The 21,114-nt window shown below is 61.2% G+C and carries 16 protein-coding genes; 6 read left to right on the top strand and 10 right to left on the bottom strand.

Annotated elements, in window-relative coordinates; translation table 11 throughout:
- The first annotated feature begins 8 nt into the window (after window positions 1–8).
- The 3 genes from VR71_RS11270 to VR71_RS24895 all read left to right on the top strand — a co-directional run bounded on the left by VR71_RS11270 (window position 9) and on the right by VR71_RS24895 (window position 7,143).
- A complete protein-coding gene (locus VR71_RS11270; protein WP_045683898.1) occupies window positions 9–2,543 on the top strand; it encodes a calcium-binding protein in 2,535 nt (844 codons plus the stop codon).
- A 222-nt stretch (window positions 2,544–2,765) separates the two neighbouring features.
- Window positions 2,766–4,601 carry a matrixin family metalloprotease gene (locus VR71_RS11265; protein WP_045683935.1) on the top strand — a complete coding sequence of 612 codons (1,836 nt, stop codon included), beginning with the start codon at window positions 2,766–2,768 and terminating at the stop codon, window positions 4,599–4,601.
- 130 nt (window positions 4,602–4,731) lie between these two features.
- Window positions 4,732–7,143, top strand: a complete 2,412-nt coding sequence (locus tag VR71_RS24895) for a calcium-binding protein (RefSeq protein WP_296430231.1) — start codon at window positions 4,732–4,734, stop codon at window positions 7,141–7,143.
- Here VR71_RS24895 and VR71_RS11255 read toward each other — a convergent pair.
- A complete protein-coding gene (locus VR71_RS11255; protein WP_296430230.1) occupies window positions 7,130–7,963 on the bottom strand; it encodes a sulfotransferase family 2 domain-containing protein in 834 nt (277 codons plus the stop codon). The genes VR71_RS24895 and VR71_RS11255 overlap by 14 nt on opposite strands.
- A 149-nt stretch (window positions 7,964–8,112) precedes the next feature.
- On the opposite strand from VR71_RS11255, the gene VR71_RS11250 reads away from it, so the two are divergent.
- Window positions 8,113–9,165 carry a hypothetical protein gene (locus VR71_RS11250; RefSeq protein ID WP_045683896.1) on the top strand — a complete coding sequence of 351 codons (1,053 nt, stop codon included), beginning with the start codon at window positions 8,113–8,115 and terminating at the stop codon, window positions 9,163–9,165.
- Here VR71_RS11250 and VR71_RS11245 read toward each other — a convergent pair.
- A complete protein-coding gene (locus VR71_RS11245) occupies window positions 9,155–9,955 on the bottom strand; it encodes an ABC transporter permease (protein ID WP_045683894.1) in 801 nt (266 codons plus the stop codon). The two genes, VR71_RS11250 and VR71_RS11245, sit on opposite strands and share 11 nt — an antisense overlap.
- 243 nt (window positions 9,956–10,198) lie before the next feature.
- Between VR71_RS11245 and VR71_RS11240 the strand changes: the two genes are divergently transcribed.
- Both VR71_RS11240 and VR71_RS11235 read left to right on the top strand, forming a co-directional pair.
- Window positions 10,199–11,281 carry a sugar transporter gene (locus VR71_RS11240; protein WP_296430228.1) on the top strand — a complete coding sequence of 361 codons (1,083 nt, stop codon included), beginning with the start codon at window positions 10,199–10,201 and terminating at the stop codon, window positions 11,279–11,281.
- 13 nt (window positions 11,282–11,294) lie between these two features.
- On the top strand, window positions 11,295–11,969 hold the full coding sequence (locus VR71_RS11235; protein WP_009816555.1) for an ABC transporter ATP-binding protein: 675 nt from the start codon (window positions 11,295–11,297) through the stop codon (window positions 11,967–11,969).
- Window positions 11,970–12,032: 63 nt separating this feature from the next.
- Here the strand turns inward: VR71_RS11235 and VR71_RS11230 are convergent, their stop codons facing one another.
- The 8 genes from VR71_RS11230 to rimM form a co-directional block, all read right to left on the bottom strand.
- Window positions 12,033–12,872: a hypothetical protein gene (locus tag VR71_RS11230; RefSeq protein WP_009816554.1), complete on the bottom strand. Its 840-nt coding sequence runs from the start codon at window positions 12,870–12,872 to the stop codon at window positions 12,033–12,035.
- A gap of 11 nt (window positions 12,873–12,883) precedes the next feature.
- Entirely contained in the window at window positions 12,884–15,166 is a 2,283-nt protein-coding gene (locus tag VR71_RS11225) for a glycosyltransferase (protein ID WP_045683891.1), read from the bottom strand.
- Window positions 15,167–15,293: 127 nt separating this feature from the next.
- Window positions 15,294–17,117 carry a glutamine--fructose-6-phosphate transaminase (isomerizing) gene (gene glmS / locus VR71_RS11220; protein WP_045683888.1) on the bottom strand — a complete coding sequence of 608 codons (1,824 nt, stop codon included), beginning with the start codon at window positions 17,115–17,117 and terminating at the stop codon, window positions 15,294–15,296.
- Window positions 17,117–18,472, bottom strand: a complete 1,356-nt coding sequence (gene glmU, locus VR71_RS11215) for a bifunctional UDP-N-acetylglucosamine diphosphorylase/glucosamine-1-phosphate N-acetyltransferase GlmU (RefSeq protein ID WP_045683885.1) — start codon at window positions 18,470–18,472, stop codon at window positions 17,117–17,119. Before glmU ends, glmS begins: the two co-directional genes overlap by 1 nt.
- A gap of 454 nt (window positions 18,473–18,926) precedes the next feature.
- A complete protein-coding gene (gene rpmE / locus VR71_RS11210; protein WP_009816550.1) occupies window positions 18,927–19,148 on the bottom strand; it encodes a 50S ribosomal protein L31 in 222 nt (73 codons plus the stop codon).
- A gap of 11 nt (window positions 19,149–19,159) precedes the next feature.
- A complete protein-coding gene (gene rplS / locus VR71_RS11205) occupies window positions 19,160–19,543 on the bottom strand; it encodes a 50S ribosomal protein L19 (protein WP_009816549.1) in 384 nt (127 codons plus the stop codon).
- Between the two features lie 247 nt (window positions 19,544–19,790).
- Window positions 19,791–20,594, bottom strand: a complete 804-nt coding sequence (gene trmD, locus VR71_RS11200; RefSeq protein WP_045683883.1) for a tRNA (guanosine(37)-N1)-methyltransferase TrmD — start codon at window positions 20,592–20,594, stop codon at window positions 19,791–19,793.
- Entirely contained in the window at window positions 20,591–21,100 is a 510-nt protein-coding gene (rimM, locus tag VR71_RS11195; RefSeq protein WP_009816545.1) for a ribosome maturation factor RimM, read from the bottom strand. The genes trmD and rimM overlap by 4 nt, the downstream gene beginning before the upstream one ends.
- Window positions 21,101–21,114 lie beyond the last annotated feature (14 nt).

Below are 21,114 nucleotides of genomic sequence, written 5' to 3'. Positions count from 1 at the left end.
ACATTGCCATGAACCTGTTTACAGTTTCGGGGATTCGCGTGCGTTACGACGATACGCCCGAGGGCAATCCGACCGAAGTAACCCCTGCGGAATTCGAGCTTGCGATCACAGGTGATGTGCTCAACTACAGTGTCTTGGGATTCCCTGAGCCGGACTCGCTTTTGCCGGAAATCTCATTGAACAATGACGCCAATCTGACAGTCGCGCGCCTTGATGGCCTGGACCTGACCGGACCGGCTGGAGAGCCATTCGAGTTAACCCTTGGGTTTGTCTCGACCTCGGCGGGGACGCTGATCATTCTGGGGCTTTTTGATGAGACCTCCGATACGGACTATATTTTCCAGATTGGCGGCGATGCCGGCGGGACATTGCCCTCGACCCTGGCCGGGTTCAATGCGCTGGAAGACTCGATTACTGGCGGCGGGGCCGTTACCTCTGGCGAATTTGCCCCGAACCAGAACATCCCGCTGAGCGGGTTTGACAATACGGCGGTGTCCGTGCTGCCGGATGGGGAGCTCTTCACGGGAACGCCTGGGAACGACGACCTTCTTGGCGGAATTGGCAATGACATGCTGAACGGGCTGGATGGCGATGACCTGCTCGACGGGGCGGGCGGCAATGACACGCTGGATGGCGGTGCTGGCAATGACCAACTGACCGGCGGCGCAGGCAATGACCTGATCCGGACGGGCGAGAACAATCCCGATTTTGGCGATGTCGTGATTGGCGGCAGCGGCAATGATACGGTCGATTTCGGCGGTCTCGTCGATGGCTTTGTCGAGGTCAGCTATGGAGGTCTGGCGACACCGATCATCGCAACCGTCGATGGCGTGACCAATACCGGCACCGTCACCAAGGGCGCGCAGGGCACCGATACATTCGTCGATGTCGAGAACCCGATGTTTTCGGGGTTCCTGAACGGCGGGCTGCGTATCCGGGGCACCGCTGGCGATGACATCTTCAGTTTCAACACGGCCTCAAACCAGTGGATCAGCGTCCGTGGCAATGGCGGCAGCGATACGTTCAACCTGACCGGCGCGGGCCTGGTGCAGCTTGATTTCCGGGGTACGGCGGTCACGGCTGATTTCGTGGCGGGCACCGTGACGCAGGGCGGTAATATCAGCACCGTCAACGGGACCGTGTTCGAGATCCGCACCGGCAACGAATCCGACTCGCTCCTTGGCAGCGCAGCGGATGAATCCTTTCGCGTAGGCGGCGGCAATGACACGATCGATGGCGGCGCCGGATTTGACCGGCTGCGCTATGACGATTTCGGGGTGACAACGGTCAACGCCAACCTCGCCACCGGCATCGTGACGGGCACCGCCAATGGTCTGGCCTTTACCGATACGTTCTCCAACATCGAAGCGCTGCGCGGCAGCACTGGCAATGACATCCTCATCGGGGACGATGCCGCCAACCGGCTTCAGGGACGGGCAGGCGATGACCGGCTTGTGGGCGGTCTCGGGAATGACTCCATCGACGGCGAGGGGGGCACCGATACCGCCGTGCTCGCCGTGAACCGCGCCGACACGCAGGTCTCTGCCATCAACGGCGGCATTCGCATCATCTCGAGCGCGGGCACGGATTTCTTTACCTCGGTCGAGCTGTTTCAGTTCGACGATGCGCTGGTCAGCGCGGCCGATCTCATCAATGGGGCGGGCATTCCCGGCGAAGAGATCGTGGGCACCGATGGTGACGACTCGCTGATTGGCACGGTCAACGACGATACACTTGCCGGGGGCGCCGGGAATGACAACATCGACTCGGGCGGCGGCGGCAACAACAACGTCTCCGGCTCGGATGGCAATGACACGCTCTTTGGCGGGCCGGGCGATGACAGCATCGGCGGCGGCTTTGGCGATGACACGATCTTTGGCAATGACGGCAATGACGTGCTCGGCGCGGGCGTTGGCAATGACTTTGCGTCCGGCGGCAACGGCAATGACGTGGTTGCAGGCGGCGCAAACGACGATACGCTGGAAGGTGGCGAGGGCAACGACAGCATGTCCGGCAGCTTTGGCAATGACCTGATCTTTGGCAACGGCGGCGCGGATGACATCGGCGGCGGTACCGGGCGCGATACGATTGACGCGGGCGCGGGCGATGACAGCGTTGGCGGCGGCGAAGGCGATGACAGCATCCTTGGCGGCGATGGCAGTGATTTCTTGGCTGGCGGCGGGCGGGACGACATCATCGACGGCGGGGCTGGCAATGATACGATCAACGCGGGTGCTGGCAACGATGTGATCACCGGCGGCACCGGCGCGGATCAGTTCGTGTTCGCATCCTTCTTTGAGGGCGAGGCGGATGTGGTCACCGATTTCGAGGATGGTATCGACAGCTTCTTCATTCGCCGGGTGGACCCCGATACCGGCGTTGAGAATATCACCAACGGTGGCAACGGTCTGGCCGGATTCGTGGCGGCGATGAATATCGTCGACACCGCAGCGGGCGCACAGATGACCGTCAACGGCAACACGATCCTCGTTGAGGGGATCACGGCGGCGGATCTGACTGTGGACGATTTCCAGTTCCTGTGAGGCTGGTGTGGAAGGGCCCGGCCTATTGGGTCGGGTCATTCCATCCGCCTTTGCGATGTCGAGATCATGCGAGGCCGGTTGCTCATCCTTAGAGGTGAGACATTTTGTTTCCTTCTCAAATCATCACCTTACCCATAAGGATAGACCTCGTAAGGATATCTGGTGTTGGGTCATGCCCGCGTTGTATCCTATCCGCTCAACGCACTTATGGAGCGCGCTGCCATGCCTAACCTGAACGGCGCCAAGTGGGGTTCCCAAGGCGTGGGCACGCCCGGCGGTGTCTTGACATGGAGCATTGTCGCCAGCGGGCAGGACATATCCTGGTTTGAGAGCGAGCCGGATGGCAGCCAGCTCTCGGTCGACCCAGAGTCGGTTTATACATTCGATCTCGAAGCCGAGTTGCGTGCGGCCTTTGCGGAGTGGTCGATATATGGAAACATCGAGTTCTTGCAGGTCAGAGACCCCGGTGGTGCCGCTGGCGACATCTCAACCCCTGACATTCGGATTTTCTTTGCGCCGATTCCGGGCAACACCCTTGGGTTTGCCTTTTTCCCCCCGTTTCTGGAGGATGCAATTGCCGGGGATATTCTGCTGGATGTGGACAGTTCCCTGAATTTCGATGTTCCGCTGTTTCGGGGATTGGCCGTGCATGAGATCGGTCATGCGCTTGGGTTGGAGCATATCGAAACGGTCAATGCGATCATGAATCCGATCCTGACCCAGCCCGATATTCTGGCGGATGACATCCAAGGTATCCGGCAGATCTATGGCGCGCAGGATAGCGCCCCGGTGGTCTATACCCTGCCTGCGGATCTGGAGTCTGTGACCATCCTGCATAATCCTGAGGTTTTGACCGTCAACGGCAACGCGTTGGGCAATCTGATCATCGGCACCGGCGCGGATGAGACAATCAACGGGTTGGGTGGAGATGACACGCTAGAGGGCGGTGCCGGAAATGATCATCTGAACGGGGGATCCGGCACGGATTGGGCCAATCTGGACGGGGTGACACGCGCGGCGGCCACGGTCAGCATGATTGCGGGCGGGTTGCGGGTCGTCTCTGCGCTTGGGACGGATGAGTTAATCCAGATGGAATGGGTCACATTTGCAGATGAGGTCGTCGGCATTTCGGCTTTGATCGAAGAGATCAACGGGCCTCTTGGCCAATACCTGACAGGTGGCGGGCTGGCGGATCGTCTGAATGGCACCGATGACAGCGACACCTTGATGGGTCTTGGTGGGGACGACATTCTGGCGGGTGGTCTTGGCAATGACAGTCTCGACGGTGGCAGCGGCAACGATTCCATCTCGGCCTCTGACGGCAATGATGTTGTTGTCGGTGGATTTGGCCATGACCAGATCGGGGGTGGTCCGGGCGATGACGTCATAGACGGTGGCGATGGCAATGATGTGATCGGTGCGGGCCTCGGCGTCGATCTGGTGTCGGGCGGCAGTGGCAATGACGTGGTCGCGGGCGGCGCGGGCGATGACACGCTCGACGGTGGCGCGGGCGACGACAGCATGTCCGGCAGCTTTGGCATTGACCTGATGTTTGGCGGGGATGGCACGGATGATCTTGGCGGTGGGGCGGGACGCGATACCATCGACGCAGGCGCAGGCAATGACCGGGTTGGCGGCGGTGAGGGCGATGACAGCATCCAAGGTGGCGATGGCCACGACTTTCTCGCAGGTGGCGGGCGCGATGACATCCTTGACGGCGGCGCGGGCAATGACACGATCAATGGCGGTGTTGGCAACGATCTTATGACTGGCGGTTCGGGCGCGGATCAGTTCGTGTTCAGCGCGTTCAATCCGGGGGACGCGGATGTGATCACCGATTTCGAGGATGGCATCGACCGCCTCTTCATTCGCATCGTGGACCCGGATACCGGAGCGATCAACCTAACCAACGGTGGCACTGGGCTTGCGGGTTTTGTCGATGCTTTGGGGATTGTGAACACGGCGGCGGGTGCGCAGCTCGCTGTGAACGGGCATCAGATTTTGCTCGAAAACTTTGCGGCGACGGACCTGACGGTGGCTGATTTCATCTTTCTCTAAGAGGGTTTCCCGCCCAGAGACCTAACCGATTTTCCTTTAACTTTTCGTAAATGCCGCGAGGCAGCCATATTTCGTTAAGGCCATGGCAGTCTTGCAGCGGCACTCTGTTTCTTGCGTGGGGACGCGGGAAATGGGTGGGACGGGGATGCCGGTCAGGCTGGTGCATGTCGGGACGAGTCATGCGGCGAACTTTGAGGTCGCGCGCGCAGCGGTGGCGATTACGGCCCTGTCCGATGGGGGATTTGTGGTCGCGGACTACGGTGCGGGCCTCAGCCGGGTGGTGCGGGTTGGCACGAGCGGGCCAGTGCTGGAAGGGCAGTGGTTTCACGAAGAAACGGCGCGCGTCGCGTTCAATGTGATCGGCACGCCGGGGGCACTGCCACAGGCTCTGGTGGGCGATCTGCTCGAGGCTTGGGATGCGGGGGGGCGCAGTGGCACTCTGGGGTTCTTGGGTCAAGGTGGGGTGCAGACGCAGGCCGCAAGCCTTTTGGCGGCACGGGTCGAGGATCAGGATTACCTGATTATAGCCGCGGCCGACGGTCAGGGCCTGTCGGTCTTTGCTCTTGGGTCAGATCAGACGGTGCAGACAGTCCGCCCGCAGGCTGATGCGGTGGATCTCTATTTGCGCAATATCTCCGATCTGGCTTTGGTCGAAATTGCCGAGGAGGTTTTCGTTTATGCCGCCTCGGCGCGTGAGCAGGGTCTGACAGGACTGCGTCTCACAGAGATGGCAGAGTTGGTTCCTGTCACCAGCCTTGGACCGGAAGACAGCCTGCCGGTGCAGACAATCACGGCGCTTGCGCCCGCTGAGGTGGCGGGGCGGTCGTTCTTGATCGTGGCATCGGCGGACAGTGCGAGCCTGACGGTGCTGAGTGTTGGGGCGGGGGGCACGTTGGGGATTGCGGACCATGTGATTGACGGGCTGTTGACGCGGTTCGCCGGGGTGTCGCATGTGGAGGTGATCGCACAGGACGGGCATGTGTTTGTGCTGGTGGCGGGGCGGGACGCGGGGCTGAGCCTGTTCCGGCTGACCGCCGAAGGGCGGCTCTTGCATCTGGATACGCTGGCTGATGAGCAGGTCTTTGCATTGGAGGGTGTGTCCGGGTTGGCGGCACAGATCCGGGCGGGGGGTATCGACATTCTCGTGACGGCGGCGGGAGAGGCGGGGCTGAGCCTGTTTCGGGTTGATCTGGGGTCACTTGGCGTGGTGCTGCGTGGCGATGCGGCGCGGATCGAGGGCGGGGCCGGGAATGATCTTTTGTCACGCCGTGGGGGCGATGGCGTTCTGGAGGGCCACGCGGGAGAGGACGTGCTGAGCGACGGATCTGGCGAGGATACGCTGATTGGCGGTGCCGGGGCAGATGTCTTTGTCCTCATGGCGGATGGACAGCGCGATGTGATTGCGGATTTCACGCTGGGGGAGGACCGGCTTGACCTGTCGCTCTGGCCGATGTTGCGCAATCTCGGGCAGCTTGGTTTTGCGCCGACGAGCCAAGGGGCCGTGCTGCGGTTCGGGGCCGAAGAGCTGGAGGTGCGCAACGCCGCTGGCGTGGGTTTTGCGGCGACGGACTTGCCCGCGATGGTGTCACCCTTGCTGTCACATTTCGATATTGTGATTGGGCCTTTGGAAATGGGGGGGATCGCCCCACCATCGCGCGTTGATCCGCCACCGAGCCCGGTCGTTGCTTCGCCACCTGCGCCTGTCTCGCTGGTTCTGGTCGGGGGTGAGGGCGCGGACCTGCTTGAAGGGGGCGTGGCCGCGGACCGTCTGGCCGGACATGGCGGCAATGACACGCTGCGCGGCGATGCGGGCGATGACCGGCTTGCGGGCGGAGCGGGCGACGACCTGATCGAAGGTGGCGCTGGGCAGGACAATGTCGGAGGGGGTCTTGGCGCGGACAGGCTCGGGGGGCAGGGCGGCGATGACACGATGGGCGGCGGCGACGGGGATGATGTCCTCAGCGGGGGTGACGGTCAGGACGTGATGAGCGGCGGACCGGGCAATGACCTGCTCGAAGGTGGCGCCGGGGATGACAGGCTGGCGGGGAGCTTTGACCGAGACACAGTGCGCGGCGGCGACGGGGATGATGTGATCGGAGGGGGGCCGGGGCGCGATCTATTGGACGGGGGGGCAGGCAAGGATCAGTTCGGTGGGGGCGAGGGGAATGATACCGTGTTGGGCGGTAGCGGCGACGATTTTCTGGCCGGGGGCGGGCGGAACGACCTGATGGATGGTGGCACGGGGCGCGATACGCTCAACGGCGGCGCTGGTCACGATACGCTGCGGGGCGGAGCGGAGGCGGATGTTTTCGTGTTCAATGATCTGGTCGCCGGAGAGCGCGACGTGATCGCCGATTTCCAGATCGGTGAGGATCACATTCGGCTGAGCGGGGTTGAGGGGCCGGGGCTGATGGGCCGCTTTCTGGCGCTGGATATCTTTGACACGGCCGATGGCGCGGTTGTGCGCTATGCGGATCACGAGATTCTGTTGGAGGATGTGGCGACAAGCAGCCTGTCGGTGGAGGATTTCATCTTCCTGTGAGGCGCCCCAAAGCGGGAAAGGTCCGGTTCAACGCGCCAGCCCATCCGGTGCCATGAAACCCGTCGCGCGGATCGACCGGATAGCCGAGGGTTCTGAAATCAATGTCGTAGATGCGATGGATGGTCGAGAGTGTGTCTGGGGTGATGAAGTTGTCATAGTTGAAACTCATATCCACCAGATCGCGCGCCGACAGATTGCCAAGATACCCGCTGAGCGGGGTTTCGGGCAGGCGGGTGCGGTTCAGCACGCGCGGTGTATAGGTCATCCCCAGCTTGCGGGCGACCCGAGAGAGTTCGACATCCAGCCGCTCGACATGGACGACGAAATCGTAATGGATGCCCTCTTCTCTGTAAAAGGCGGGCACCTGCGTTTCCCAATGCCCGTTGATCAGGTTGTCGGGGCGTGGACGGCTGGCGTGCAGATGCGCGATCGTGTCCAGAAAGGCCTCGAAGGACATGCTGTTGTCGTTGGCATCGGCACCGGTGCGCGCGCAATAGAGGTCGTGAAGATCCTGTGCAAAGGGTTCCAGATCCGCGCGGCTGAGCAATTGTCGGCCGCGATAGAGGCAGAACTTGTTGAAATAGGCGCTGATGATGCGGGTCGCCGGATGCCGGACCAGGATCACCGAGCGAAAGTTGCGCGTCAAAAGCGCCTCGGCGCAGCCGCGAAAGGGTGCGCTATTGGTGTGAAAATACTGCTTTTTGGCAGGGCGCGAGGGCATGTTGTCGGCGAGAAAGTTGAACAGGGTGGTGCAGGCCGCCTTTTGCGACCAGAAGAACACTGTCCTGCTGTCATCGTGAATATATCCGCGCCAGCCCATGTGATCCTGCGATGCCTTTATTCTCTCTGAGCCTTGGCTTAAAGCCCCGAGGGATGCTTGGCAACGTGGGGTTTGCGTATTTGCGGCTTGTGTCATTTCTTGGGGAACACTAGGGTGCTGCCGACCGGTTGGTGAGGCAGTTGATCAGTATGAAGAAGCGCCTTTTCCTGCATGTCGGCATGCCGAAATGTGCGACGACGTCAATTCAGGCCTATCTGGCAGACCATGCCAACGAACTGGCGGCGCGCGGAATTCACTATGAGTTCGCACCCGGAGAGCGCATTCCCGAGCAGGGCAATGCCTTGCATCTCGCCAATGCGATGCTCGAGGGGGACACGGCCCGAGTGAAATCACTGCTCGATTTCTTTCTGCGGCGCGATGGCGATGTGATCCTGAGTTCGGAGTATCTGTTCGGTGTCGCGCGCGGCTCGATTGCTCTTGAGGTGGTCGAGCGCATGCGACAGGCCGGATTCGAAGTCGGCGTGATCTGTTATTTCCGGCGACAGGATCTGTGGATCGAATCCGACTACAAGCAGCATGTCAAAAGTGGGGCCGACTGGCGTCGCGGCATTACCGCGCTGATGGAGATGCGGGTCGAAAAGCAGGTGCTGAACTACAATGCGATGCTGATGAACTGGGTCCGTAGCGTTGCGCGCGAGAATATCCTCGCCGTGCCCCTGAGACCAGAGCAAGCACCCGACTATGCAGTGCGCCGATTTCTGGAGGCGCTGGGCATATCGGATATGTTGCCCGATGATGCGGTGTCCCCGCGGTCGCATAATGTCAGCCCACCGACCGGGTTGATCGAACCCGCGCGCTATCTCAAGCGGGCCATGCTGGATCAGGGGGTTGCACCGCTGTTGGTGGGACAAGAGGTGGACCGCTTTTTTGCGAAGGCGCCGGCGGTGGTGCGTGTGCCGTCACGGCGGTTTCTGATGACGTTTCTTCGCCGGCAACGCCTGTTGCAGCAATGCGAGATGTCGAATGCTGCGCTGGCGCGGAATTTTCTGAACGGCGACGCTGCCTTTGACATGACGCCCGACTATGATGAGGCCAGCGAGACCCCGCTGGGCGCAGAGGCGGCGGTCATTCTCGCGGCCTATCATGTGCGGGGGCAAACCGCGCTGCATTCTCGCAGCCGGCTGCGACGGGGACTAGGCGCACTGAAGCGGACCGTGTCGCGACCGCGCGTCAAAAATTGATGATGTCGCGGTGATAGCGCCGCAAGAGCAGCAAGCCGAGCATCAGCGTGATCCCGGAAACCGTCAGAACATAGACCGAAGACACATATTCAGCGTCATAGGTGCTGTAGATGCCTCTGCGCACCAAACCGATGGGATGCACCAAGGGATTCCACCACAGCCAGTCCCGATAGGGCATGGGCACCGTATCATAGAGGAAAATGACGCCCGAGATCAGCAGCAAAGGACGGTTCAAAATCGCCCATGCGCGCTCCCATATCGGGAAAACGGAGAGCAGGAAGCAATTCAGAGTGCCGACGCCTATTCCCAGCGCAAATGCCAGAAGATAGCCCATCGCCAACGCCTTCATGTCGATGATCACATTCACGTCATAGAGAAACAGGATGAGGGGAAACAGCATGACGGCAATCAGGATATGCGTGAGCGCATTCAGGATGAAGCGTGCAATGAGCGCGTCGATATAGGTGACGCCGGGATAGAACAGCAGTTGCTTTGAGAACCGCAACGCCAGTGACATTTTACCGCTGATGTCCATATACGCCATGAAGGGCAGGACGCCCGAGGCGAAGAACAAGGGAAAATTGGTTCCAAGACTCGGGCTTCTGAAGGCCAATGAGAAAAGGAAGGTCAGCAGCATGATGCCTGCGACCGGCTCTAGAATGGCCCAAAGATAGCCCAAGGCCGAACGACCATAGGTCGAGGACATCTCGCGCAGGATCAGCGCCATGACGGTCTGAACAGTGCCTGTGCGCTTGCGCGGCAAGGCCGGGGGGAGGGCTATATTTGTCATCTTGATGGATGGTGTATCACCGTGTCCTTTGATAGAAAATCCCCAACCGGCGCATCTGTCGGGCGGTAGCATAGTGAAGAGCTAGATTTGACTCAGACCAACTCTCCTGCGGAAAAACTGGCTGCAACCCCGGGCAAGGGGGCTGCGCCTGAAACGAAGACGGGTCCGAATGTGGTTCAGGCTCCGGGGAATAGAACTAATGTACGCCCCACCGCAAAGCCCGCGCGCGTCAAGACGCGCCATGTGATCATTGGGCTTAGTTTTGTGACCTTGGTGGTTTTACCGGTGATCCTGTCGATCTGGTATCTCTATGGGATCGCCCGCGACCAATACGCCAGCCATGTCGGATTCTCCGTGCGCACCGAAGAGATCGGATCAGCCATCGAGTTGCTGGGCGGGATCACCGAGCTGTCGGGGTCCAGCTCTTCGGACACGGATATTCTGTATGAGTTCATCCAGAGCCCGCAGATTGTGCGCGCGGTCAATGATCAGCTTGATCTCTCGCGGATCTATCAGCGGCCCGGCGATCCGGTGTTTACCCTTGGGGACGATACGCGGATTGAGGCTCTGTCGAGCTATTGGCAGCGCATGGTCAAGATTTTCTACGATCGCAGCAGCGGTCTGGTTGAAATTCGGGTTCTGGCCTTTGATCCGCAGGATGCGCGGTCCATCGCCGAAGTGGTCTTTCGCGAGAGCAGCGATATGATCAACCAACTGTCTGCGATCGCGCGGGCGGATGCAATGCGTTATGCCGAAGAAGAGTTGGCGCGTGCCGAAGACAGGCTTTTGGTGTCCAACCAGTCGCTTACCAGCTTTCGCAACCGGACCCAGATTGTTGATCCGGTGGCGGATATTCAAGGCCAGATGGGGCTGTTGAATTCGCTCAACGCGCAGATGGCAGAAGCCCAGATCGAATTGGAACTTTTGCTCGACGGGTCTGCCGAGAGCGACCCGCGCGTGACCCAGACCAATCGCAAGATTGCGGCCATTCAGAAATTGATTGACGAAGAACGGTCGAGTTTCGGGGGCGTGAGCGGGGTCTCGGGTGTGACGCAATATGCGGAATTGCTGGAAGAGTATCAGGCGCTGGAACTTGAACGGCAGTTTGCCGAGAAAAGCTATCTGTCTGCTCTGGCGGCGCGTGATGTGGCCTTGGCCGAGGCGCAACGGCAATCGCGGTACTTGGCCACCCATATTTCACCCACTTTGGCCGAAACGGCGGAATATCCGCGACGTCTGATGCTATTGGGTATGATCTCGGGATTTCTGCTGATGTCCTGGTCGATTATGGTGATGGTCTATTATTCCTTGCGTGACAGGCGCTGAGCGGGCCGGGCCAATGATCGAGATACGCAACCTGTGCAAGACCTTTGTGCTCAACGGGCAGCACAAGGTGGTTGCCGATGACATCTCGGCGGTGTTTCCAGACCGCACAGCAGTTGCCATTCTGGGCCGAAATGGCGCTGGAAAATCGAGTTTGCTCAAGATGATCTCTGGCTCGATGGACCCCGACAGTGGGGAGGTGATCAGCACCGGGACGATTTCCTGGCCGGTCGGCTTTGCCGGGAGTTTTCACCCCGAGATGACCGGGCTGCAGAATGTGCGATTCATTGCGCGGGTTTACGGGGTCGATACCGAGGAGCTTGCGGATTTCGTCGCGGATTTTGCTGAGCTGGGTCCACACTTCAACCTGCCGGTGCGCACCTATTCTTCGGGCATGAAATCACGGCTGGCGTTTGGCGTGTCCATGGGCATTCATTTTGACACCTACCTCGTGGACGAGGTGACGGCGGTCGGCGATGCCGCATTCCGCGAAAAGTCAGAAGAGTTGTTTGCCGAGCGGGTTCAGAGCAGCGGTGCCATCATGGTGACGCATGGGGTTGGGCAGGTCAAACGCCTCTGTAGCCATGCCGCCGTGCTCGAGAATGGGCAGTTCAGCTTTTACTCCGATGTCGATGAAGCGATTGCGCATCATCATGCCCTGATGAAAATCGACACGGCGAAATCTGCCTGAGGGAGGACGTTCAGGCGATGCGGAGGGCCGGCGTCGAACGCCCCGCCGTGCCGATGCCGGGAATCAAACCTCGGTATCCTCTGGGATAATGACCCGGTTATCAAAGCCGAACTGCGCCAATAGAGCGTCATTCTGGGGTTTGAATTGCTCTTCGAGCCACGCAATGCGCTGCGGGTTGCGGCCCATGTCCGGGTTCTGGGTGTGATGATACGCTGTGAGGAACATCTGTCGGATATCCTCGTCGGCGCATTCCGGGTCCAGCATCGCGGCGGCGATGATGTCACAATCCTGCATGCGCAGTGACGGATTGGTGTCGTGGATCGGCACGTCCCAATTCATCCCGGTGGGATGTCCGAGCACGTCGTCTAGAACCTGCTGAATGTTGCGGTGGCTGTCGAGAATGATCGGCAGGTCCGGAAACAGCTTGCCCCAGTTGGCCAAATAGGCCGCCGGTTTCATCGTGTCGATCCGGCGTTTGGCAAAGGTCGGGAAATCGCGCCCGCCATAGGGTCTGCGCTCGGCCAGAAAGGTATCGAAATGCTGCTTCATGAACTGCGAGTAATCGCCGAAAACGAAATCGCTGAAGGGACGCAAGAAAGCGAGAATCTGTACGGCGATTCCAGCCTTGGCGGTGATCTCTGCCAGTGCGATGCCGCGTTTCGAGAGCGAGTAGAGATCCTCATGGCTGAGAACAACGGTTTCCGCGCCATCCGCGAACATGGCTGTGACCTGATCCTCTGTGATCTCGGCCAGTTTACCGGCATTGCCGGGATGTGATCCGGTCGGTGCTGGATAGCAGATGCCGTGCTGCGACAGGCAGTCTGTATTCTGGAGCATGACGCGCTGAAGATAGGTCGAGCCACATTTTGGCGAGCCGATATGCAGGATGATCTTTTGTGTCATGGGGCTGTGTTTTAGATCCGTGGCAGGCGCGTGACAAGCCGATTGGCCAGACTGTCGATCATATCTTCGGGGTGGCTTCCCAGATCAAGCAGATTGATCTCGCGGTCGGATTGGCTCACCGGGGCGGCGTGCCAAGACGCGCTGAGCGCCCCCGCCAGATCGGGTGCGGTCGCTGGCACCGAGAGGATTGCCGGGCTGAGGCGGCTCAGATCCTTGGGGCCGAACGTGTTGGTGACGACCCGCACACCGGCGGCGGCCATTTCGAGAGGGGGGTGGCTGGGATGAGGCGAATACATCAAGGAGAGACCCAGATCAACGCTACCAAGGTAGTCGGGATAATCCTCCCAAGCAAGTTTTCCGAGGCTCTTGAGGACGAGACCGCCGGGCAGGGTGACATCGCCATGATGCTGGCCGATGGACACCAATTCGATATCCTCCGCGCCAAGCTGCTCTTGCGCGACAAAGCGGGCCAAGGCCTCGATTGCGGTGGCGTACATATTTCGCGGCACGTCCGGACGCCCATAGAGCGCCAGACGGCGCGGTGCGCCGCCCGGCGTGGCGCGTGCCACGCGGCTATAGCGCTCGATGTCGATCGAGGGATGAAAGGCGAGGGCATCATCGGTGGCAAAGCCAAAGTTCTGACCCGCAAACCAGTCGCGCAGCAGGGTGGTGTTGAACACTGGATCAAATGCAAAATCATAGCTTGCCATGGCATCGGCGAATTCGGGGCCCCACGCGTAGAAATGCGGTTCGTAATCCTGAATGAGATAGAGAAACCGCGAATGGGTCATGGCGTGGCGGCGGATCAGCTTTTCTGCGACATGCGCGCTCCACCATGCGGTGGCCATGAACACGTCCTGGGCATTGAGCGACAGGGTCTTGCTCTGAACGCCGCAGAGCAGGCTGATGCGGTCCGCCGCGCCTTGCAAGTCATGCGCTCTGGGCAATCGGCCCAGCACAAAGCTGCGGGAGGTGCCGGGGGACGAGAGGGGCAAGTCGGTGGCGATGAACCGGACGTGGTAGCCGCGCGCCGCAAGCCCGAGACCGATGTCGAGCGCTGTGGCGATTCCGGCAAAGATCTCGGTCGGGTTCAGCGTTGGCACAAGGATGTTCAGCGCAGGATGGGGCGCTGTGAACTCGGGGACAAAGCGTGGCTCTTTGCGCAGGTCGACGATGCTCTCGTATTTGACCGGGGGCCTGTCCTGCCGGTGCGAGGACGAGGGTGGCCGGGGCGTCATGCCGGGAGAGAGCGAGTAAAGCCGGGTGTCGAACCCGTCGATCGTGGTTTTCAGGCTGGGCCCAAAGGCCTCGCGCAGGGTCCAGACCATGCGCCCTGTGCTGACCACGGCAAAGCCCGCCGCGATCCGCGCCAGACCTGTGTGCCCCTGTAGGGTCAGGACGAGCGCGTCGCGCAGATGCGTGCCCATTCCGCGCATCCGCCGCAGATAGGGACGCAGCGGGGCGGCTTTGGCCTCGCCATGACTGAGCCGGCCATCGGCGATGGCATCGGTGAGCCGGTTATAGGTCGATTGTCCGAGATAGCGGGCCAGCGCATAGGCCGTGGCCTCTTTGCGCAGCCACATCGCGTCGGGGCGTTTGACGCGCAGGCCTCCGCCTTGGCGGCGGTCGATTGCGCCCATCACATTGCTGTCATGCTGCCGGTAATCAACGAGGCACTCGTCGATCACGTGGACGCCGCCGGTCGCACTCGCCAACAGTCCGAGCCAGAGATCGTGATAGAAATGAACCCCGCTCTGGGGGGGAAAGGGAAGGGCCAGTCGCACCAGCCGGGGTCGCATGAGGGTCGTCATGCCGGTGATGTTGTTGCGATAGAGCAGCCCGCGCAGACCGGGATTGCGTTTGCGCCGCTCGGTGGCGAACATGGAGCGCTGCAAGACGGTCTTGCCATCCGGCCCCACCAGCCGCGCGTCACTATGCACGAGGTCGGCACCGCTGGCTGCGAGGGCAGCCACGCCTTTCTCCAGACGATCCGGATGCCAGATGTCATCTTGATCACACAGGGCGATGAGAACCGCGTCGTCGTCGAGCCCTTCGGCGGCTATCAGGCGCAGCGTCTCGCTCAATCCGGCCTCGAAGGCGCGGACGGAATCCAGCGTGACGTCGCTGGGAACAAGGCTAAAGGGAAGGCCCGCCGCTGTGGCGAGGTCGGACACCAGCGTATCTGAACTGGTATCGGCAATCACGGCAATCAGACGTCGGGATGCATGGGTCTGATCCGCGATAGATCGGATCTGTGCCTCCAGATAATCAGGCTCTGGCCGAAACACGGCCATTATGATGAAAATGCAAGGAGACATCATGTCCAGAGTGATCGAAATACCGTCTGGCGTCTAACGGAGCGTTGGGCGCAATGCAAGCGGTGCCCCACCCGGTCGGCATCATCGCGCGCGATGCCCTGTCTCACTCGACCGTGACGGATTTGGCAAGGTTGCGGGGCTGGTCGACGTCTGTGCCTTTGGCAATGGCGGTGTGATAGGCGAGGAGTTGGGCAGGCAGGGCGTAGAGGATCGGGGTGAGAATGGGGTCAGTGGCGGGCATTGTAATGGCCTGCCAGACGCCATCACCGGCCTCGGCGACACCGCGCGCGTCGGACACGAGCAGGATGCGGCCACCACGGGCCATGACCTCTTGCATATTGGACACGGTCTTGTCGAAGAGCGCATCGCAGGGGGCCATGACGATCACCGGCATTGTGTCGTCGATGAGGGCGATCGGGCCATGCTTGAGCTCTCCCGAGGCATAGGCCTCGGCATGGATATAGCTGATTTCCTTGAGCTTGAGCGCGCCTTCCAGCGCCAGCGGATACATCAGGCCACGCCCCAGAAAGAGCGCGCTGGGGGATGTCGCAAGCTGGCGGGCGACGGTCTGGATCTCTGCGTTGCAGCCCATTGCGGTGTTGAGGGTGGCGGGCAGAGCGCGCAGGGCCGACAAGAGATCAACCAGACGTTCCGGATCGATCTCTCCCCGGTCCTGCGCCGCCTTGAGCGCCAGCAACAAGAGCACGGTCAGTTGGCAGGTAAAGGCCTTGGTCGAGGCCACGCCGATCTCGGCCCCGGCATGGATGGACAGCGCCAAATCGCTCTCGCGGGCGATGGAGCTCTCGGAGACGTTGATCACCGAGATGATCTGTTCTGCGCGTCCCGTTGCATAGCGCAGAGCCGCGAGCGTATCGGCGGTCTCGCCCGACTGGCTGACAAACAGCGCCACGGTTCCGGGGGTCACGGGGGGCTCGCGATAGCGGAATTCCGAGGCGATATCGACCTCGACCGGCAGGCGGGCAAATTGCTCGAACCAGTATTTGGCGGTGAGGCAGGCATAATGTGCAGTGCCGCAGGCGACCATGGTCAGCCGTTCGATGCCTGCGAAATCCGGCAGCCCCTCGGGCAGGGTGATGCGGCTGCCATCGCTGCTGAGGTAATGACCCAAGGCCGCGCCGATCACCGAGGGCTGTTCAGTGATTTCCTTGGCCATGAAATGCCGGTGGCCAGCCTTGTCGACGCGGGTGCTGTCGATCTCGATGGTCTTGATGGGGCGATTTGCCAGATGGCCATGGCGATCGGTGATGGTCAGGCTGGTCCGCGTGAGAACCGCGATGTCACCCTCTTCGAGATAGGTGATGCGGTCGGTCATCGGGGCCAGCGCAATGGCATCCGAGCCAACGAACATCTCGCCCGTGCCATGGCCTATGGCCAGCGGGCTGCCGCGTCGTGCCGCCACCAGAAGATCGGGTTCGCCCTCAAACAGAAAGCAGAGCGCGTAGGCCCCCTCGAGCCGGGCGATGGTTGTGCGCGCCGCCGTCGCGGGGTCCATGCCCTGTGTTATGTAGTGATGCGTCAGAAGGGCGACGGTTTCGGTGTCGGTGTCGGTCTTATGGCCGATCCCGGCGGCGGCCAGTTCGGTGCGCAGGGTGCGGAAATTCTCGATGATACCGTTATGCACAACGGAGACCGGGCCAGAGCGGTGCGGATGGGCATTGGCCTCGGTCGGCGCACCATGCGTGGCCCAGCGGGTGTGGCCAATCCCGGCCTTGCCCGCCAGCGGTTGATGCACCAAGAGATCCGAGAGATTGACCAGCTTGCCCACCGCGCGACGACGGTCAAGATGCCCGCCATGCACGGTGGCAATCCCGGCGCTGTCATAGCCACGATATTCCAGCCGCTTGAGGGCCTCGACCAAGAGGGGCGCTGCCTCGTGATTGCCAAGAACTCCAACAATTCCACACATCAGTTTGATCCTTTTTCGCGGCTTCGGGTCTTGGCGCGGAGCATTTCGAACAGTTTGGCGGCCATTCCGGGTTTGTCCACCTGCCGCGCGCGGGCGATCGCCAGCGCATCCGGTGCGACATCGCGGGTGATCACCGATCCCGACCCGGTCATGGCCCCGTCACCAACGGTGACAGGGGCCACCAGCATGGTGTTGGAGCCGATAAAAACCCGCGCGCCGATCACAGTCTCATGCTTGGAGACACCATCGTAATTGCAGGTGATGGTGCCTGCGCCGATATTGCTCTCATCTCCCACGCGCGTATCGCCGATGTAGCTCAGGTGATTGACCTTGGCCCCCTCGCCGATCAGCGCGTTCTTGAGCTCGACGAAATTGCCGATGCGGGCGTGCTCGGACAGTTCTGTCCCGGGGCGAAGCCGGGCATAGGGGCCGACCACCGCGCCGCGCGCTACATGGCAGCCTTCGAGATGCGAGAAGGCGCGGATATGTGCGCCGGTTTCGATGGTCACGCCGGGGCCGAAGACGACATAGGGTTCGATCACGCAATCACGGCCGAGCCATGTGTCATAGGCGAATTGCACCGTTTCCGGCGCGACAAGGGTTACGCCGGTTTCCAGCGCTTCGGCGCGTTTGCGGGTCTGAAATCCAGCCTCGGCGCGTGCGAGTTCGGCGCGGGAATTGATGCCCATCGTCTCGGACTCTTCGCAGGTGACGGCAGTCGCCGACAGCCCCCGCACCCGCGCCAGACCCACGATGTCGGTCAGATAATATTCGCCCGAGGCATTGGCATTGCCCACCTGTGCGATGAGATCGAAAAGCAAAGCGGCGGGCGCCAGAACCACGCCGCTGTTGCATAGGGTCCGAGCGCGCTCGGCCTCGGTTGCGTCCTTGAACTCGACGATCCGCAGGAGATCATCGCCGTCCGTCACCAACCGCCCGTAGCGGCCCGGATCGGCCGCCTCAAAGCCCAGCACGACGATGTCATGGGTGCTGCGCGCGGCCTGCATCCGCTCCAATGTCTCGGGCTGGATAAAGGGTGTGTCGCCATAGAGCACAAGCGCGTCACCGGGGTAGTTCGCCAGGAGCGGCGCGGATTGGGCCACCGCATGGGCAGTGCCCAATTGCTCGGATTGGATCACGATCTGCGCGGTCTCGTCAAACTCCAGCGCCGCGGCGCGTACGGCCTCGGCCCCATGTCCGGCCACCACGATCACATGATCGGGCTCGAGGGTCGCGCCCGCCTGTATCGCATGCCCCAACATCGGCGCGCTGCCAATTGGGTGCAGCACCTTGGGAAGCTCGGAATTCATCCGCGTCCCCTGACCTGCCGCCAGTATGATCAGTGCCGTCGCCATTGCGCGTCCTCTTGCTCGTCTGAGTCCGTTTTATCCGGTTGCGGCACAGGTGCAAGTGTAGGGGCGGGCTCTGCCAAAAATCACCAAGAATATCGACAATTTTAACCTTTCCTTCACGCCGACGCGGTGCTGTAGTCCTGCTGCAACCCATTGCAGCGCAAGGAGGTGAGGAAACTGAGAGAAACCGACTTTCGGAAATGGATGGTGCTACTTGCAGCGGGGACGCTGCTTGTTGGGATCATCCGGCTCTTGATGGGGCTCTAAGCCCCTGAAAGAAAAGACCCTGCGGAGTAGACGCTCCGCAGGGTCACGTTTTCGGTGAGGTCACTGAAAACCGATTTTCGGATGTCCTGTTTATAGCCCAATTCTTACCAAAAAGTAAAGGCACGCTTGCGCCCCATGCAAAACGCCGCCCCGAGGGGCGGCGTTTGTCGTATCCGTCCAGAAACAGGGTTCAGAACCCGAGACCGGCGTATTTGTTCTTGAACTTGGACACGCGGCCACCGGCATCCATCAGACGCGAGCTGCCGCCGGTCCAGGCGGGGTGCACCGACGGGTCGATGTCGAGCGACAGCGTGTCGCCTTCTTTGCCATAGGTCGAGCGCATTTGCACAACAGTGCCATCGGTCATCTTGACGTTGATGGCGTGGTAATCGGGGTGAATCTCTTTTTTCATCGTACCAATCCTTACGCGGAAGCGCCCGATTGGGCCTTGTAGGTGGAATCCTCGGCGATGCGGGCCGATTTGCCGCGACGCGAGCGCAGGTAGTAGAGCTTGGCGCGACGCACGCGACCACGGCGCACAACCTCGATATTGTCGATATTGGTCGAATAGAGCGGGAACATACGTTCCACACCTTCGCCAAAGGAAATCTTGCGGACGGTGAACGACCCTGCGATGCCCTTGCCGTTTTTGCGGCTGATGCAGACGCCTTCAAAGTTTTGCACGCGCGAACGTGTGCCTTCGGTCACCTTGTAGCCGACGCGAATGGTGTCGCCGGCCTTGAAATCGGGAATGGTTTTCCCGAGCGAGGCGATCTGTTCCGCCTCAATCTGAGCGATAATATCCATCGCTTCTCTCCTGATTTACTTGCGGTTTTTCCGCAAAGATGTCTCGCGCCCTCAGAGCTCTTGGTCTTCTTCCGGGTTCGCAGTTGCGCCCGCCAGAGATCAGGTCGTCCTTGTCTGTGATCCGTTTGCCAAGGCTACCGCAGGCGACCGAAGAAGGTCTGGTGGGTCGTCATGCCTAAAACACACAGGCCCGGAGCCGCAAAGCGATTCCAAGCAAGGCGGTGTATAGGCGCAACCGTGAGGCGGATCAAGCCTTGTCAGGATTGGTTTTGCAGTGATTGTCCCAAAGATCCGGACGCCGCTCGGCGGTCAGGCGCTCGGACATTTCGCGCCGCCATTTCTCGACCCGCGCGTGATCGCCAGAGGTCAGAACCTCTGGGATGACCCGGCCCATCCATTCGGCAGGGCGGGTATACTGCGGATGCTCCAGCAACCCGTTGGAATGGCTTTCCTCGGCCGTGCTTTCGGCATTGCCCAGCACACCGGGCAAGAGCCGCACGGTGGCGTCGATCATCGCCTGCGCGGCAATCTCGCCGCCGGTCATGACGAAATCGCCCAAGGAGACCTCTTGGATGCCATAATGCTCGATCACGCGCTCATCCAGCCCCTCGAACCGACCACAGATCAAGGTGACACCGGGGCGCTGCGAGAGGTCCTGCGCCATCGCCTGATCAAACCGCCGCCCGCGCGGGCTGAGGTAGATCAGCGGCCAGCCGGGCGGGGTGGCCGCCATAGCCTCGTCAATCGCGCGGCCCATGACATCGGCGCGGATCACCATGCCCGCGCCGCCCCCGGCGGGCGTGTCATCGACGTTGCGATGCTTGCCCTCGCCGTAAGGGCGCAGGTCGATCGCGTTGAGTGCCCAGAGGCCGTTTTGCAAGGCGCGTCCCGTCAGGCTCTCGCCCAGAATGCCCGGAAACGCTTGGGGAAGCAGGGTGATCACCCGCGCGGTCCAGACGCCTGCGAGGTCCGGCGTGGGCGTGATCAACTCGCGCGGGGTCAGGGTGGCGCGGATGGATTTGCGCCCGTGCGAGCGGGGCGTGTCGCTCATATCAGACCATCGGGCGGGTCGGCGATGATGCGGCCAGAGGCCAGATCGACGGTTGGCACCGCCTCAAGCGTGAAGGGCAGCAGAACCGTGGCGCTGAGGCCGGGACCGTGGATTTCCAACAGGTCAGACGCACCGTGATTGAGCACCGCCTTGACCCGTCCCAAGAGGGTGCCGCCCGTGTCGAACACCTCAAGCCCAATGAGATCGGCGTGGTAATATTCATCATCCGGCAGATTGGGCAGTTGCGCGCGCAGGGCATAGAGCCGGGTGCCACGCAGGGCATCGGCGGCCTCTTTGGTGGCGATGCCGGACAGATGTGCGGTAAAGCCGTTGGTGGTCTGGCCGGTCAGGCTGATGTCAAACTGCCGCGTGCCATCCTCAGAGGTCAGAGGGCTATAGCTGGCTATATCCTCGGGCATGGCGGTAAAGCTCTTGAGCCGCACTTCGCCGCGCACGCCAAAGGCGCCGCCGATGGCGCCCACACAAATGCGGTCACTGTCGCTCATGGCGTGGTCTCCGG

The sequence above is a fragment of the Roseovarius sp. BRH_c41 genome, assembly GCF_000961715.1.
In the GTDB taxonomy this organism is placed as follows: Bacteria; Pseudomonadota; Alphaproteobacteria; order Rhodobacterales; family Rhodobacteraceae; genus Roseovarius.
Note: the sequence above shows the minus strand (reverse complement) of the source record. Positions and strands in the feature narration are given on the sequence as shown.